Origin of the sequence: Kineococcus endophyticus (assembly GCF_040796495.1) — a bacterium.
Lineage (GTDB): Bacteria > Actinomycetota > Actinomycetes > Actinomycetales > Kineococcaceae > Kineococcus > Kineococcus endophyticus.
In genome coordinates, this window is the sequence record NZ_JBFNQN010000002.1 from 158,410 (window position 1) to 172,253 (window position 13,844).

Below are 13,844 nucleotides of genomic sequence, written 5' to 3' on the forward strand. Positions count from 1 at the left end.
CCCGCCCCTCACGCGCAGACCTCCGCGGCACCCGCGACCACGGTGGCGAACTGCTCGTGGTGGATCCGTCCGCGGGTGTCGCGCAGCGGCCGGCCCGTCCCGCCACCCCGGAGGGCGACGACCTCGGCGGCGATCGACACGGCGGTCTCCTCCGGGGTGCGGGCGCCGAGGTCCAGGCCGACGGGTGAGCGCAGGCGTGCCAGCTCGTCCTCGCCGACACCGTTCTCGCGCAACCGGTCCAGCCGGTCCGCGTGGGTGCGCCGGGACCCCATGGCCCCGACGACCGCGGCGGGCCCGCGCAGAGCCACCTCGAGGAGGGGGACGTCGAACTTCGGGTCGTGGGTCAGGACGGTCAGCACCGTCGAGTCCTCGACGGTGGTCCGTTCCAGGTAGCGGTGCGGCCAGTCGACGACGACCTCGTCGGCGTCGGGAAACCGCGCGGCGGTCGCGAACGCCGGCCGGGCGTCGCACACCGTGACGTGGAACCCGAGGAACGCCGCGAGGCGGGTGAGGGCCGCGGCGACGTCGACGGCGCCGAAGACGATCCAGCGCGGTGCGGGGGCGAACACCTCGACGAGCACCTCGAGGTCGTCCCCGCGCTGCTCGCCGTCCGCTCCGAGGCGCACGATCCCGGACGCTCCAGCCGTGAGCCGGCCACGCGCGGCGTCGACGACGGCGGCGTCCAACCGCGCCGAACCGACGGAACCGCCGTGCCCCAGCTCGTCGAGCACGACCTGGCGGACCGGCCCGGACGTCAGCACCGTGGCGACCGCCACCGGGCGCCGGGCGTCGGCGGCCGTCAGCACGGCCCGCAGGACGCCCTCGCCGGCGAGGGCGACGCGCACCTCGATCGTCCCGCCGCACGTCAGGCCCGGGGCGAAGGGGTCCTCTCCCGCCGTGCCGAACCGGGCCTGGCGGGCGTGGCCGTCGACCAGCACCTCGCAGGCGAGCTCGTGGACGGCGGACTCCACGCAGCCGCCGGAGACGCTGCCGACCACCTCGCCGGGGACGCCGTCGGGGTCCGCGACGACGGCCAGGCAGGCCCCCAGCGCCCGCGGCGCTGACCCGTCGGTCCGCACGACCGTCGCCACGGCGACCCGCCGGCCGCGCTGCAGCCGCTCGCACGCCGCGCGCAGGACGGCGAGACCCTCAGCCACGGCGCCCCGATCCGGCCGCCGGACCCCACGTCGCGAGCACGAGGGTCTCGACGATGCTCACGAGCGTGTAGAGCAGGATCGACGTGAAGGTGACGACGACGACGATCGACCACACGAGGTTGTACTGGACCTGGCTGTTGGCGCGGAAGATCTCGGCGCCCATCCCGGTGCCGGAGAACAGCCACTCGTAGAGCATGGCGCCGATGACCGCGCCGGGCACCGAGATCCGCAGGGCCGCGAACAGGTTCGGCAGCGCGCTGGGGATCGCGACCTTGCGCAGGGTCGTCCACTTCGTCCCGCCGTTGACACGCACGACGTCGACGGCCTGCGGGGACGCCGACCGCAACCCGGTGGCGGCGTTGACGAGCACCGGGAAGAACACGACGACCCCGCCGATGGCGGCCTGCCCGCCGAGTCCGCGGCCGAAGAGGATCCCGATGAGGGGAGCCATCGCGACGAGCGGTACCGAGCGCAGCAGCATCGCGAGCGGCATGAAGACGAACTCCAGCGGACGGAACACGGTGAAGGCGGCGGCCACCGCGACGGCGGCGACGACGCCGGTGACGAAACCGGTGACGGAGTCGGTGAGCGTGATGAGCAGGGCGGCCTGGATCGCGGCCCGGTTCTCGGCGGCCTTGGGGACCGTGACGAGGTAGTCGTAGACGTCCTGCGGCCGCTTGCCGACGAAGGAGTCCACCTGGAACAGCGCCAGCAGGGCGTACCAGGCGGCGACGAGGACGACGGTCGAGATGACGAGGGTGAGGACCGAGACGCCGATGCGCCGGCCGACGGCCGCGGCGAGCGACGCGCTGCTGCGGTTCTCGTGCACCTCGGCCGCCGGGCGGGCGGGGGCGGTGGTGGCCATCAGAGGTCACCTCCCTTCACGCCCGTGGACGACCACGGGGTCACCAACCGGGCCAGCAGTCCGATGAGCAGGTACCCGGCGCCGGCGACGGCGCCGCTGAGCAGCGCGAGCCCCCAGATCTGCTCGTACTGCAGGTTGGTCTGGGCGGAGACGATGAGGATCCCGAGACCGGAGTCGACACCCCCGAAGTACTCCCCCAGCACGGCGCCGAGGAAGGACGCCGGCGCGGCCAGCTTGAGGGCGGCGAAGACGTTGGGCAGGGCGGCGATGAGCCGCACCTTGACCAGTGCCGTCCACTTCGTGCCGCCGTAGGCGCGGACGACGTCGAGGGCGGCCTGGTCCGCGGCCCGCAGGCCGAGCAGGCACCCGACGACCGAGGTGAAGACGACGCTCATGGCCGCGAGGAACACCGACGTGACGCGGGACTCGGGCGGGGACACGATGAGGACGATGGGCCCGATCGCGGTGAGCGGGATGCAGTAGGAGATGACGGCGACCTGGTTGGCCGCCCCCTCCAGGGGTGGGACGAGCAGGACGACCACCGCGATGGCGATGGCGATGAGGTTGCCCCACACCCACCCCTGCGCAGCGGACGCCGTCGTGATGGAGATGTTGGTCCAGTAGTTCTCGAACCCGTTGCGGTGGAGCTGCTCGACCACGGCCCAGGGCGTCGGGACGATGCCACCGGTGGAGAAGAAGACGCCGATGACGCTCCACACGACGAGGACGAGCACGGCACCGACGACACCGCCGGCCCACGGGGGCAGGTCGCGCCACGACCGGCGGGCGGCACCGGTCGTCACCTGCTCCGGTGCTGCGGTGACGGCCGCCATCAGTGGTCCGCCCCGGACCCCTGTGCCCCCACGCGCCCGCCGCCGAAGAGGATCTCCGACAGCCGGTCGTGGTAGGCGTGGAACTCCGGCGTCCGCATCATCTCCGGTGTGCGCGGCCGCGGCAGGTCGATCTCGACGACCTGCACGACCCGGCCCGGACGGGGACTCATGACGGCGACGACGTCGGAGAGGAAGATCGCCTCGCTGATGCCGTGCGTCACCATGAGCGTCGTCGCGGGCTTCTCCGTCCAGATGCGCAGCAGTTCGACGTTCAGCCGCTGCCGCGTCATGTCGTCCAGGGCCCCGAACGGTTCGTCGAGCAGCATGACGCTCGGCTGCACGACGAGGCAGCGGGCGATGGACACGCGCTGGCGCATCCCGCCGGACAGCTGCGCGGGCTTGGCCTTCTCGAACCCCGTCAGCCCGACGAGACCGATGAGGTCGTCGATCAGCCCCGGCTCCGGACGCACGCCCGCCACCTCGAGGGGCAGCCGGATGTTCTGCGCGACCGTCCGCCACGGCAGGAGCGCGGAGTCCTGGAACGCGACCCCCAGCTCGTGCCCCCGCTGCAGCTCCCGGGTGGTCTGCCCGTTGACGAGGGCCTGCCCGCCCGTCGGCGTCTCGAGCCCGGCGAGGATGCGCAGGATGGTCGACTTGCCGCACCCCGAGGGACCGAGCAGGGAGAGGAAGGCGTCCTTGCGGGTGCCGAGGTCGGTCTGCTCCAGCGCCAGGACGCTCTTGCGCCCCAGGTCGAACCGCTTGGTCAGCCCCCGCAGGTTGAAACCCGTGGCCGCCTCGGGGTGGCGCTCGGGATCCGTGGTGGCCGTCAGCGTGCCGGAGGCTCGGGAGACCGACACCGACGGGAGGGGCGGGGCGACCACGTCGGTCGGGAGTTCCTGGGACACGGGTCTGCCTTCCTGGGGCGGGACGGAGGTGGGGTGTGGCCGGAGACCGGTCGAGGTCAGCCGGTGATCAGGTCCGGGTTCTCCTCGTAGACCTCCTCGAGGAGGGACAGGTCGAACAGCTCCTCGGCCGTGATGCTCGTCCCCATCTGCTCAAGGGCCTTGATGTTCTCCTCGACCAGCGCGTCGGTCATGGTGAACAGACCGTTCTTCTTCGTGTCGTCGGAGACGACGAGGGTGTTCTGCGCCTCGGCCTCCTTCGTCTGCTCCTCCAGGTCCAGCTTCTGGTCCTTGCCGTAGGTGTTGACGGCCAGGGCCGCCGAACCGGCCGGGTCCTTGACCGCGTCGGTCCAGCCGCGGATCTCGGCCGCGAGGAACGCCTTGAGGAAGTCCCTCTTCTCGTCGATCGTCGACTGCAGGACCGTGAAGGTCTCGGCCACGACGGGGAGTCCGTTGTCGGCGAAACCGAGGGTGACCGGGACGATCGGCTGGCCGTCGACCTGACGGGCCGCGAGGAGGATCGGCTCGTTCGTCAGGTAGGCCATGAACGCGTCGACCTCCTTGGAGACGACGACGGACGGGTCGTACTGGACCGGGACGATCTCGAAGGAGGACGTGTCGATCCCGTTGGCCTTGCAGAACCCGTCGAAGATCTGCTCGTTGCCACCGGTCTGGATGCCGATCTTCTTGCCGGCCAGGTCGGCGGTGCTGCGGACGGGTTTGCCCTGCTCCATCGAGACGAGGCAGAACGGGTTCTTCTGGAAGGTCGTGCCGATGATCTTCAGCGGCGCCTGCTCGTTGACGATGGCCGGTCCGGTCAGCGTCGGGGAGGACAGGCCGACGTGCGCCTTGCGCGAGAGGACCATCGCCTCGGCGGCGGTCCCGGCGCTGCCGCCGGCGAGGAGGTTGACCTTCGAGAAGCCGGCCTCGGTGTAGTAGCCCTTGCTGTCCGCGAAGTACTCCCCCGCGAACTCGATGTTCTTGATCCAGGACAGCTGGATGCTGAGGTCTCCCAGGCTTCCCGACCCGCCCGAGGCCGAACCGGTGGAGGACCCGGCGTCGGCGCCGCCGCAGGCCGCGAGGGTGCCGAGACCGGCGGCACCGAGGAGACCGAGACCCGCACCCCGCAGGAGCGTGCGGCGCTGCAGGGCGGGGGCCAGGCCGGCGGGACGCGGGCGAGGGGAGAGGTTCATGCGCAGCTCCGGGGGTGAGAGCCCGCCGTCGCGTCGTGCGGACGGGCGGGGGACGGGTGGGCCGCGGGTGGGACGCGGCCTGCCCAGGTACTGAAGCACCCGCGCGCGGCGCTCCTGTCACGTCCGTGTGAACCCCGTGTTACGACACGGGCCTCGTGTGACGTTCGTGTGACCCGTCCCCGGAACCGCCTCCTGTCGTGGTCTCATGTGAACCACTCGGTTCAACGGAAGGAGTTCCACACCGTGCGCACGATGCACCTGGGGGTCTTCGAGGTCGCCGCGCCGCAGGTCGGCGGGACCCTGTCCTGGTCGCACCCCTACAGCGGTTCCGAACGGCACCGCGAGCAGCAGCACTGGATCGACGTGGCCCAGTTGCTCGAGGCCGCGGGGTTCGACTTCCTGTTCTTCGCCGACGGCTACGGCTACCCCACCGTGGGTGGCGACCTGCCGGCGGCTGCCGCCCGGGGCGGGCTGAACTTCTCCGGCCTGGACCCGATGTTCCTCATCCCCACGCTGGCCCACCACACGTCGCGCCTCGGTTTCGTCGTGACGAGTTCCACGGGGGTGGACCACCCCGTCGCCACGGCGCGGCGGTTCGCGACGCTCGACCACCTCACGGGTGGGCGCGTGGGCTGGAACGTCGTCACCGGCGCCTCGCAGGACACGATCGCGGCGCTGTTCGGCCACGAGCGCATGACGGCCCACGACACGCGCTACGAGATCGCCCGGGAGTACGTCGACCTGTGCCTGCAGCTCTGGGAGGGCTGCTGGGAGGACGGGGCCCTGGTCGAGGACAAGGAGTCCGGCGTCTTCGCCGACCGGGACCGGTTGCACCGCGTCGAGCACGTGGGCAGGCACTTCCGCACGTCGGGGTTCTTCACCGTCCCGCCGTCCCCGCAGCGCACGCCGGTGCTGTTCCAGGCGGGGACGTCGACCGCCGGGCGCGAGTTCGCCGCCGGTCAGGCCGAGTGCGTCTTCCTGCAGGGCACGACGATGCCGCACACGGCGGCGAACGTCGCCGACATCCGCGCCCGGGCCGCAGCGCACGGCCGCGACCCGGAGTCGGTCAAGGTCCTCGTGGGGGCGACGGTGACCGTCGCCGCGACGCACGAGGAGGCCCGGGCGCGGCGCGCGGAGTTCGAGGCGATGCAGACCGACGAGGTCGCCGCCGTGATCTACGCGGGGAACACCGGGATCGACCTCACGGCCCTGGACCCCGACCGTCCGCTGTCGCAGGTGCTGGAGGGCCGGGACGGCAAGGTCGGCCAGATGGGGCAGAGCAACATCGACCGCTTCCGCCGCCCGGACGGCAGCTGGCCCCTCGTGCGCGACGTGCTCGACGAGCTCCGCGGCCGCGGGACGCGCGGTTTCACGGTGGTCGGGGACCCGGTCGAGGTGGCCGACCAGCTCGAGGAGCTCATGGACGTCACGGGCGTGGACGGGTTCCTCCTGGAGGCCATCTTCTCCCCCGGCGACCACGTCCTGTTCTGCGACCTCGTCGTCCCGGAGCTGCGCCGTCGCGGGCGGCTGCCCGCCGAGGCCGACCGCTCCCCCGGGTCCGGGACGCTGCGGGAGCGGCTGGGCGCTGCCTCAGCCCGGTTGGCCGCCGACCACCCGGGCAGCCGTCACGTCCTGGAGCCGGCCCCGGCGTGATCCAGGGCGCGGGCGCAGAACGCGTCCAGCGCCTGGCGCTGGACGCGTTCCACGGTCCGCAGGTCCTGGGTGAGGATCAGGGTCATCTGCAAGCCGCGCCACAGGGCGACGAGTTCGGTGGCCAGCGCCTCGGCGGCCCCGCGCGGCAACCCCTCGCGGCGCAACCGTGCCGCGGCGGGCCGGTGCCAGGCGGCGATGTCGCCCATCAGCTCGGAGTACCCGGGTTGCCGGGTGACCTGACCGAACACCTCGAAGAACAACCGGAGGAAGGGCAGGTTGTGCGGGGCGGCGATCTCGTCCCACACGGCCTGCAGGTCCGTCCGCAACGCGCCCGTGCCGCGCTCCAGACCGGACCAGGCGTGCTCGAACCCCGGGAAGTGGTCGCGGGCGACGGCCTGGAGGGCCTCCCCCACGAGCTGCTCCCGGCTGCCGAAGTAGTACAACAGCATCCGGTTGTTCGACCCCGCCGCGCGCGCCAGCCCGCGCAGGGTCGACGACGTCACCCCGTGGGCGAGCAGGTGCGCGGCCACCAGGTGCAGCAACCGTTCCCGTTCGCTCACCGCCCCAGACTAGCCACAGGAGAGAACGCCGTGCGCGACCTCGCGACCCTGCCCAAGGCCCACCTGCACCTGCACCTCGAGGGGGCGATGCGGCCGGAGACGCTGGCCGAGTTCGCCCGCGACGCCGGGGACGTCGCACCTCCTGTCCGCGGGTACACGACGTTCCCCGAGTTCGTGCAGATGTACGACGGCGCCGTGAGCTTCGTCCGCACGCGCGAGCAGCTCGCCCGTGTCGTCCGCGAGGTCGTGCAGGACGCCGCGGCGTCGGGTGCCGTGTGGATCGAGGCGCAGGCCAACCCGATGTTCTACGTCCCGCAGTTCGGCACGCCGCAGGAGGTGACGGAGTTCATGCTCAGCACCGGCCGCGAGGAGGCCGACCGGCTGGGCATCGGGTTCGGGCTGATGCTCGTGGCGATCCGGAACCTGCCGCCGGCCGACGCCGAGGCCCTGGCTGAGCTCGCCGCGGGTTTCGCCGGCCGCGGTGTCGTCTCGTTCGGGCTCGCCGCCGACGAGGCGTTGTTCGGTCCCGCCCCCTTTGCCCGGGCCTTCGCGATCGCCCGCGAGGCCGGTCTCGTCGCCGCTCCCCACGCCGGGGAGCTGCGGGGCCCCGACAGCGTCCGCGAGGCGCTGGACCTGCTGGGGGCGCGACGCGTCCAGCACGGCGTGCGCGCCGTGGAGGACCCCGAGCTCGTGCGACGGCTGGCGGACGAGGGGACCGTCCTGGACGTCTGCCCGTCCTCGAACGTCGCCCTGTGGGTCGTCCCCGAGATGGGCGCGCACCCGCTGCCCGCGCTGCTGGACGCCGGCGTCCGCTGCTCGCTCAACGGGGACGACCCGCTGCTGTTCGGGCCCGGCCTGCTCGAGGAGTACGAGACGGCGCGCACCGCACTCGGCCTCACCGACGGGCAGCTCGCGTCGATCGCGCGCGCCTCGCTGGAGGGGGCGGCGGCCCCGGCGGAGTTCGTCAGCGCGCAGCTGGCCGCGGTCGACGCCTGGCTGGCCTGAGCGCCGTGCCCGCGTCCGCCACGGCCGGTTCCGGCCGCGCGCGGACGTGGGCGGCGAGGTGGTCGTGGTGCTCGCGCGCCGCATCGAGGAGCTCGTCCACGTCCCCGGCGGTGAAGGCGGCGAGCATCCGCTCGTGGTCGCCGTGCAGCCGGCCCGCCTCGTCCGCGTCGAGGTCCTCCATGGGCCGGTAGGGCTCGGTGAGGTCCCAGACGCGGGCGAACACCCCGAGCAGGCGCGGCATGGCCGACGGCCGCGTGAGCGCGTCGTGGAACGCGCGGCTCTGCCGGTGGTAGCCGCGCTCGTCGCCGGCCTCGACGGCCGCGCGCAACGCCTCGTGCGCGACCCGGGCGGCCGCGACGTCCTCCGGTCCGCCGGCCCGGACGGCGACCCGCAGCGCTGCGAGTTCCAGCGTCCCGCGGACCTCGACGAGTTCGGCCAGCTCGCCCGGAGCGAGCCGCGCCACGGTGTACCCGCGGCGGGGCAGGTGGTCGACCAGTCCCTCCCCGACGAGCGTCATGAGCGCCTCCCGGACGGGGATGCGGCTGACGTCGTGGGCGGCGGCGAGGACGTCGACCTCCAGGACGGCGCCGGGCGGCACGAGGCCGGCGACGATGTCCCGGCGGATGGCGTCCAGCACCGGTCGTGTCACCCGGTGATCCTCCCAGGGGACGTCAACGGCCAGCCCTGCAGCGCCTTGGGCCGCGGGGTCGCGTAGCTGCGCGCCTTCGACGTCGACAGGCCCAACGCGACGAGGGACTCGGCCAGCCGCGCGGCCGCCGCCACCCCGTCGACCACCGGGACGTCGAGCCGGGCCGTGAGCGCCGTGTGCAGCCCCGACATGCCCGCGCAACCGAGGACGACGACCTCGGCCCCCTCCTCGACGAGGCGCTCGGCCTGCTCGGTGAACGCCTTGGCCGTCAGTTCCGGATTGGTCTCCAGTTCCAGCACGGGCAGGTCCACGCTGCGCACCCCGCTGCACCGGCCGGCCAGACCCGCCAGCAGCAGCCGGTCACCGATGGCCGGCACGGCCCGGTCCAGGCTCGTGACGACGCCGTACGTGCGACCGAGCAGGCAGGCCGTCTGCGCGGCCGCCTCGGTGATGTCGACGACGGGGACGTCCAGGACGTCCTGCAGGGCGTCGCGGCCGACCTCGCCGAAACCGGCGTGCACGACGGCGTCGAACGGCCCGTCGAACTGCTGGACGGCGTCGAGCACCCCGACCGCCGACAGGTGGCTCTCGTAGTTCGACTCCACCGAGGCCGGACCGAACCGCGGGGTGAGCGGGACGACCGTCGTCCCCGGCGACACCGCGGCGCGCGCTGCGGCCGCGATGACGTCGGTGACGGCCTGCGTCGTGTTGACGTTGACGACGAGCAGCGTGGGCATCAGCCGCGGACGTCCGCGGCAGGCGCCGGGATGGAGTTCTTCAGCGCGACGTACAGGCCGAAGGCGAGCCCGGCGCCGATGAACCAGCTGAAGCTCGCGGCGGTGGCGCCGGCGAAGAACACCACGCAGATCGCGACGAGCGCTCCGACGGCCGTCGCCCCGACGGCGATCGGGTTCCACCCCTTGACGTAGTGGTAGGCGCCGGAGGGGTCCATCGTGAAGAGGTCGTCGACGCGGATCTGCTGCTTCTTCACGAGGTAGTGGTCGGCGATGAGGACGCCGTACAGCGGGCCGATGAAGGCGCCGAGGGTGTCGAGCGTGTAGTGGATGGTCTCCGGGGAGCTGTACAGGTTCCACGGGGTGATGAGCACGGACCCGACCGCGGCGATCATGCCGCCGGTGCGCCAGCTGATCTTCTGCGGCGCGACGTGGGAGAAGTCGAACGCGGGCGAGACGAAGTTCGCGACGATGTTGATGCCGATGGTGGCGATCATGAAGGTCAGGCAGCCGAGGACGGCGACGGTGATGTTGTCGAGGCGGTAGACGGTCTCGACGGGATCGGTGATGAGCTCGCCGTAGACCGGGACGGTCGCCGATGCCGTGAGCACGCACAGGACGGCGAACACGAGGAAGTTCACCGGCAGGCCCAGGAAGTTCCCCTTCCGCACGGCGGCCATCGACCGGCCGTACCGGGCGAAGTCGCCGTAGTTCAGCATGGGGCCGGAGAAGTAGGAGACGACGAGCGCGACCGCGGAGACCATGACGCCCAGGGCACCCAGGCCTGAGTGGTCGATCGAGCCGAGGTTCAGCGAGACGTTCGAGAAGCCGCCGGCCTCGGTGATCAGGTACGCGGCGAGGGCGAACATCACGACGTAGACGGCCGGGCCGCAGAAGTCGATGAACTTCCGGATCGCGTCCATCCCCCGCCAGAACACCAGCGCCTGCAGCACCCACATCGTGCCGAACGCGGCCCACCCCAGCGTGGACAGGCCGAGGAAACCGTGCTGCCCCACCTGCGCGTAGGACGCCCACCCGGGCTCGATCTTCAGCGCGAGCAGGACGAGGGCGTTGGAGGCGAGGAACGTCTGGATGCCGTACCAGGCGACCGCGATGAGCCCGCGGATGACGGCGGGGACGTTCGCGCCCCGGACCCCGAACGCGACGCGCGAGACGACCGGGTAGGGAACCCCCGTCTCCTGGCTCGGCCGCGCCACGAGGTTGCACAGGACGTAGACGATGACGATGCCGACGAGCAGGGCGACCAGCACCTGCCACGCCGCCAGGCCGAGGGCGAACAGGCTGCCGGCCGTGACGTAGCCGCCGACGCTGTGGACGTCGGACATCCAGAACGCGAAGAAGTTGTAGGACGTCCAGCCCTGGCGCTTCAGCGGGGCGAGGTCGGAGTTCGTCAGGCGCGGGTCGTACCCGTCCTTGACGAGCCCGGCGCCGGCGGCGTTCGAGACGGCGGTGATGTGGGGTCCGGCGGGTCCTGCCCCGGCGCGGGCGACCTCGGTCATGGCGTCTCCTGCTGGCATCGGCGTGGGTGGGCTGCGACCACGCTAGGCAGCTCAGGTTTCACTGTTGTTTCACCGGCGATATATCTGGCGAGGGTCCCGGCTGTCGGCGGACGCGGGGCGCGAGTAGGTTCGGCGACCATGCGGATCACGCACTACGGCCACTCGTGCCTGCTCGTCGAGACGGGCGCCGCCCGGGTCCTGCTCGACCCGGGAACCTTCAGCCACGGCTTCGAGGAGCTGGAGGGTCTCGACGCCGTCGTCGTCACCCACGCCCACCCCGACCACGTCGACGTCGAGCGGCTGCCCGCGCTGCTCGAGGCCAACGACGGGGCCGTGCTGCGCGCCGAGCCGGCGACCGCCGCCTCGCTCACCGAGTCCGGCATCGAGGCGACGGCCCTGCACGCGGGCGACTCCGTCGAGCTGGCGGGGATCCGCCTCACCGGCGCCGGCGGGCGGCACGCCGTCATCCACGCCGACGTCCCGCGGATCGGCAACGTCGGCGTCCTGCTGTCGGCCGAGGGCGAGCCGACGCTGTTCCACCCCGGCGACTCCTACGAGGCCGTGCCCGCGGGGGTGGACGTCCTGGCCGTGCCCGTCAACGCCCCGTGGGCCGCGCTCAAGGAGACCGTCGACTTCGTCCGCGCCGTCGGGGCCTCGGCGGGGCTGGCCATCCACGACGGTCTGCTCGCGGCCCCGGGCAGGGCCGTCTACGGGAACCAGGTGCGGGCGCTGGGCGGGCTGGACGTGCGCGAGAGCGACGGGACGGCACCTCTGGAGTTCTGACGCGAGCCCGCCCCGAGCCGGTCGGCTCAGGGGTAGGTGACGACCTCCTGTCGACGCGACTCCAGCGCGCGGCTCGCCGCCTCCGCGACGGCCTGGGCGCGGACGCCGTCGTCCAGGGTGACGGGCGGTTCCACTCCCCGCTCCAGGGCGTCGACGAAGGCCGCGAGGGTGGCCGCGTAGGTGGGGTGCACCCGTTCGAACCAGCCCTCGTGCAACCCGTCGTCGAGGACGCCGGCCCTGCCGTAGCGGGCGACGTTCCCGCGGCGCTGGCGCCGGGACTCCACCAGGCCGGTCGACCCCATGACCTCGATGCGTTCGTCGTAGCCGTAGCTGGTGCGGCGGACGCTGTCGATCTGCACGAGCGCCCCACTGGGCAGGGAGAGCGTGGCCACCGAGGTGTCGACGTCACCGAACTCGGCGATGGTCGGGTCCACCAGCGCCGACCCCGTGACCGAGACCGCGACCGGGTCCTGACCGCTGATCCACCGGGCCAGGTCGAAGAAGTGCACCGTCTGGTCCCGCAGCTGACCGCCCGAGGACCGCAGGTACTCCACCGGCGGGAGGCTCGGCCCGCGGGACGTGAGCTGGATGAGTTCGACGTCACCGACGCCGCCGGAGGCGACGACACGACGCAGTTCGGCGTGGTCCCGGTCGTACCGCCGGTTGAAGTCGACCATCGCCGGCACCCCGGACGCCCGGACGTGGTCGGCCACGGCAACGGCCTCGGCCAGGTCGGGGGCGATCGGTTTCTCGCACAGGACGGCGAGTCCGGCGTCGGCTGCGGACCGCAGGTGCTGGGCGTGGGTGTCGGTGGAGGAGGCGACGAAGACGGCGTCCAGGCGGGAGGCGTCGAAGACCTCCGACGCGTCCAGGACGCGCGTCCCGTACCGGGTGGCCAGCGCGCCGGCGCGGGAGGTGTCGACGTCGTGCACGCCGACGAACTCCACGTCCGGGTGTGCCGCGAGGGAGGCCGCGTGGACCGCGCCGATGAAACCGGCGCCGATGAGGGCGAAGCGTTGCACGGTGAGGTCCTTCAGCTGACGAGGATGGCGGTGAGGTCCCGCATGGTGCGGGCGACCACGGCGGGGTCGTGTTCGTTGGCGCGGTCGGAGAACATCTCGGTGACCCACCAGCCGTCGTACCCGGTCGCCTTGACTGCGTCCACCCACTGCTGCAGCGGGATCGAGCCACCACCGATGACGACGTTGCGGTGGCGGGACTGGTCGGGGACGTCCTGGGCGCGGTCCAGGTCCAGGCCGTCGGAGAGGTGGACGGCCTTGATGAGTTCCTTCGGGAGGGCGCGGACCTCCTCCAGGGTGTCCCCGGTCGTCCAGAAGTGCCACGTGTCCAGGGCGATGCCGACGTTGGTGCGGCCGGCTTCCTCGATGAGGGCCAGGGCGTGGCGGCAGCGGTTCAGCCGGGCCCAGGCCAGGGGTTCGAGGTAGAGGTCCAGGCCGTACCAGCCGGCGACGTCGGCGGCGGCGCGCACGTTGGCGGCGGTCACGCGGATCGCGTCCGCCTCGTCCAGGCCGAGGGTCGCGCGGTAGCGGCCGTCGTCCGCAGCGAGCCGCCCGGCGGTGAAGTCCTCGACGACGTTCCAGTCCACCGGTCCGGTGCACAGCTGCACGATGGGCGCGCCGACCGCCACGGCCACCTTGCACATGCGGTCCACCTCGGCCAGGAACTCCTCGCGGGCTGGGCCCTGACGCTCGATGTCGAGCACCGCCCCCAGCCCGGTGACCTCCAGGCCGGCGAGCAGTTCGGGCAGGGTGCGGACGTCGAAGCCGGCGTCGAGGTAGCGGTAGAGCTTGGGGCTCTGCAGTTCGATGCCGGTGTACCCGGCCTCCTTGGCCAGGCGGATGTCCTGGACGACGTTGCCGAAGAACGTGGTCGTCACGTTCATCGAGATCTTCGGTGCCACGGTGCTCCTGGGCGTCGGTGCTGCGTCGCGCTCCCGGTCGGGGTCCGGCCGGGACGACTTGGACAGGAC

General features: G+C 72.5%; 14 protein-coding genes. 3 read left to right on the forward strand and 11 right to left on the reverse strand.

Annotated elements, in window-relative coordinates; translation table 11 throughout:
* Positions 1-8: 8 nt before the first annotated feature.
* The 5 genes from AB1207_RS03030 to AB1207_RS03050 form a co-directional block, all read right to left on the reverse strand.
* Positions 9-1,157 carry an XdhC family protein gene (locus AB1207_RS03030; RefSeq protein ID WP_437178851.1) on the reverse strand — a complete coding sequence of 383 codons (1,149 nt, stop codon included), beginning with the start codon at positions 1,155-1,157 and terminating at the stop codon, positions 9-11.
* Positions 1,150-2,022, reverse strand: coding sequence for an ABC transporter permease (locus tag AB1207_RS03035; protein ID WP_367636309.1), 873 nt, complete (start codon positions 2,020-2,022; stop codon positions 1,150-1,152). The genes AB1207_RS03030 and AB1207_RS03035 overlap by 8 nt, the downstream gene beginning before the upstream one ends.
* Positions 2,022-2,855, reverse strand: a complete 834-nt coding sequence (locus tag AB1207_RS03040) for an ABC transporter permease (RefSeq protein WP_367636310.1) — start codon at positions 2,853-2,855, stop codon at positions 2,022-2,024. The genes AB1207_RS03035 and AB1207_RS03040 overlap by 1 nt, the downstream gene beginning before the upstream one ends.
* On the reverse strand, positions 2,855-3,685 hold the full coding sequence (locus AB1207_RS03045; RefSeq protein WP_437178859.1) for an ABC transporter ATP-binding protein: 831 nt from the start codon (positions 3,683-3,685) through the stop codon (positions 2,855-2,857). The genes AB1207_RS03040 and AB1207_RS03045 overlap by 1 nt, the downstream gene beginning before the upstream one ends.
* Before the next feature lie 131 nt (positions 3,686-3,816).
* Positions 3,817-4,950, reverse strand: a complete 1,134-nt coding sequence (locus tag AB1207_RS03050) for an ABC transporter substrate-binding protein (RefSeq protein ID WP_367636311.1) — start codon at positions 4,948-4,950, stop codon at positions 3,817-3,819.
* A 252-nt stretch (positions 4,951-5,202) separates the two neighbouring features.
* On the opposite strand from AB1207_RS03050, the gene AB1207_RS03055 reads away from it, so the two are divergent.
* Positions 5,203-6,603, forward strand: a complete 1,401-nt coding sequence (locus AB1207_RS03055) for an NtaA/DmoA family FMN-dependent monooxygenase (RefSeq protein WP_367636525.1) — start codon at positions 5,203-5,205, stop codon at positions 6,601-6,603.
* On the opposite strand, the gene AB1207_RS03060 is transcribed toward AB1207_RS03055, so the two are convergent.
* The gene (locus AB1207_RS03060) at positions 6,576-7,163 is read right to left on the reverse strand and encodes a TetR family transcriptional regulator (protein WP_367636312.1); all 588 of its coding nucleotides are present in this window, start codon (positions 7,161-7,163) and stop codon (positions 6,576-6,578) included. The genes AB1207_RS03055 and AB1207_RS03060 overlap by 28 nt on opposite strands.
* A gap of 30 nt (positions 7,164-7,193) precedes the next feature.
* On the opposite strand from AB1207_RS03060, the gene add reads away from it, so the two are divergent.
* Positions 7,194-8,168 (forward strand): adenosine deaminase, encoded by a 975-nt coding sequence (add, locus tag AB1207_RS03065; RefSeq protein WP_367636313.1) that lies wholly within the window; start codon positions 7,194-7,196, stop codon positions 8,166-8,168.
* Here add and AB1207_RS03070 read toward each other — a convergent pair.
* Genes AB1207_RS03070 through AB1207_RS03080 form a run of 3 tightly spaced genes read right to left on the reverse strand, consistent with a single transcriptional unit; the run spans position 8,128 to position 11,071 of the window.
* Positions 8,128-8,817 carry a GntR family transcriptional regulator gene (locus tag AB1207_RS03070; RefSeq protein WP_367636314.1) on the reverse strand — a complete coding sequence of 230 codons (690 nt, stop codon included), beginning with the start codon at positions 8,815-8,817 and terminating at the stop codon, positions 8,128-8,130. The genes add and AB1207_RS03070 overlap by 41 nt on opposite strands.
* The gene (locus AB1207_RS03075) at positions 8,814-9,554 is read right to left on the reverse strand and encodes an aspartate/glutamate racemase family protein (protein WP_367636315.1); all 741 of its coding nucleotides are present in this window, start codon (positions 9,552-9,554) and stop codon (positions 8,814-8,816) included. The genes AB1207_RS03070 and AB1207_RS03075 overlap by 4 nt, the downstream gene beginning before the upstream one ends.
* Positions 9,554-11,071 (reverse strand): NCS1 family nucleobase:cation symporter-1, encoded by a 1,518-nt coding sequence (locus AB1207_RS03080; RefSeq protein WP_367636316.1) that lies wholly within the window; start codon positions 11,069-11,071, stop codon positions 9,554-9,556. Before AB1207_RS03080 ends, AB1207_RS03075 begins: the two co-directional genes overlap by 1 nt.
* Positions 11,072-11,209: 138 nt before the next feature.
* On the opposite strand from AB1207_RS03080, the gene AB1207_RS03085 reads away from it, so the two are divergent.
* Positions 11,210-11,854 (forward strand): MBL fold metallo-hydrolase, encoded by a 645-nt coding sequence (locus AB1207_RS03085; RefSeq protein WP_367636317.1) that lies wholly within the window; start codon positions 11,210-11,212, stop codon positions 11,852-11,854.
* Between the two features lie 26 nt (positions 11,855-11,880).
* Here AB1207_RS03085 and AB1207_RS03090 read toward each other — a convergent pair whose 3' ends face one another.
* Positions 11,881-12,876, reverse strand: coding sequence for a Gfo/Idh/MocA family oxidoreductase (locus AB1207_RS03090; RefSeq protein WP_367636318.1), 996 nt, complete (start codon positions 12,874-12,876; stop codon positions 11,881-11,883).
* An 11-nt stretch (positions 12,877-12,887) separates the two neighbouring features.
* Positions 12,888-13,775 (reverse strand): sugar phosphate isomerase/epimerase family protein, encoded by an 888-nt coding sequence (locus AB1207_RS03095; RefSeq protein WP_367636319.1) that lies wholly within the window; start codon positions 13,773-13,775, stop codon positions 12,888-12,890.
* Positions 13,776-13,844: the final 69 nt, after the last annotated feature.

Excerpts from the sequence above, each read along its gene's own strand:
- AB1207_RS03040 (WP_367636310.1), bottom strand. The coding sequence starts at position 2,855 with ATGGCGGCCGTCACCGCAGCACCGGAGCAGGTGACGACCGGTGCCGCC.
- AB1207_RS03085 (WP_367636317.1), top strand. The coding sequence starts at position 11,210 with ATGCGGATCACGCACTACGGCCACTCGTGCCTGCTCGTCGAGACGGGC.
- AB1207_RS03080 (WP_367636316.1), bottom strand. The coding sequence starts at position 11,071 with ATGACCGAGGTCGCCCGCGCCGGGGCAGGACCCGCCGGACCCCACATC.
- AB1207_RS03050 (WP_367636311.1), bottom strand. The coding sequence starts at position 4,950 with ATGAACCTCTCCCCTCGCCCGCGTCCCGCCGGCCTGGCCCCCGCCCTG.
- AB1207_RS03075 (WP_367636315.1), bottom strand. The coding sequence starts at position 9,554 with ATGCCCACGCTGCTCGTCGTCAACGTCAACACGACGCAGGCCGTCACC.
- AB1207_RS03055 (WP_367636525.1), top strand. The coding sequence starts at position 5,203 with ATGCACCTGGGGGTCTTCGAGGTCGCCGCGCCGCAGGTCGGCGGGACC.
- AB1207_RS03035 (WP_367636309.1), bottom strand. The coding sequence starts at position 2,022 with ATGGCCACCACCGCCCCCGCCCGCCCGGCGGCCGAGGTGCACGAGAAC.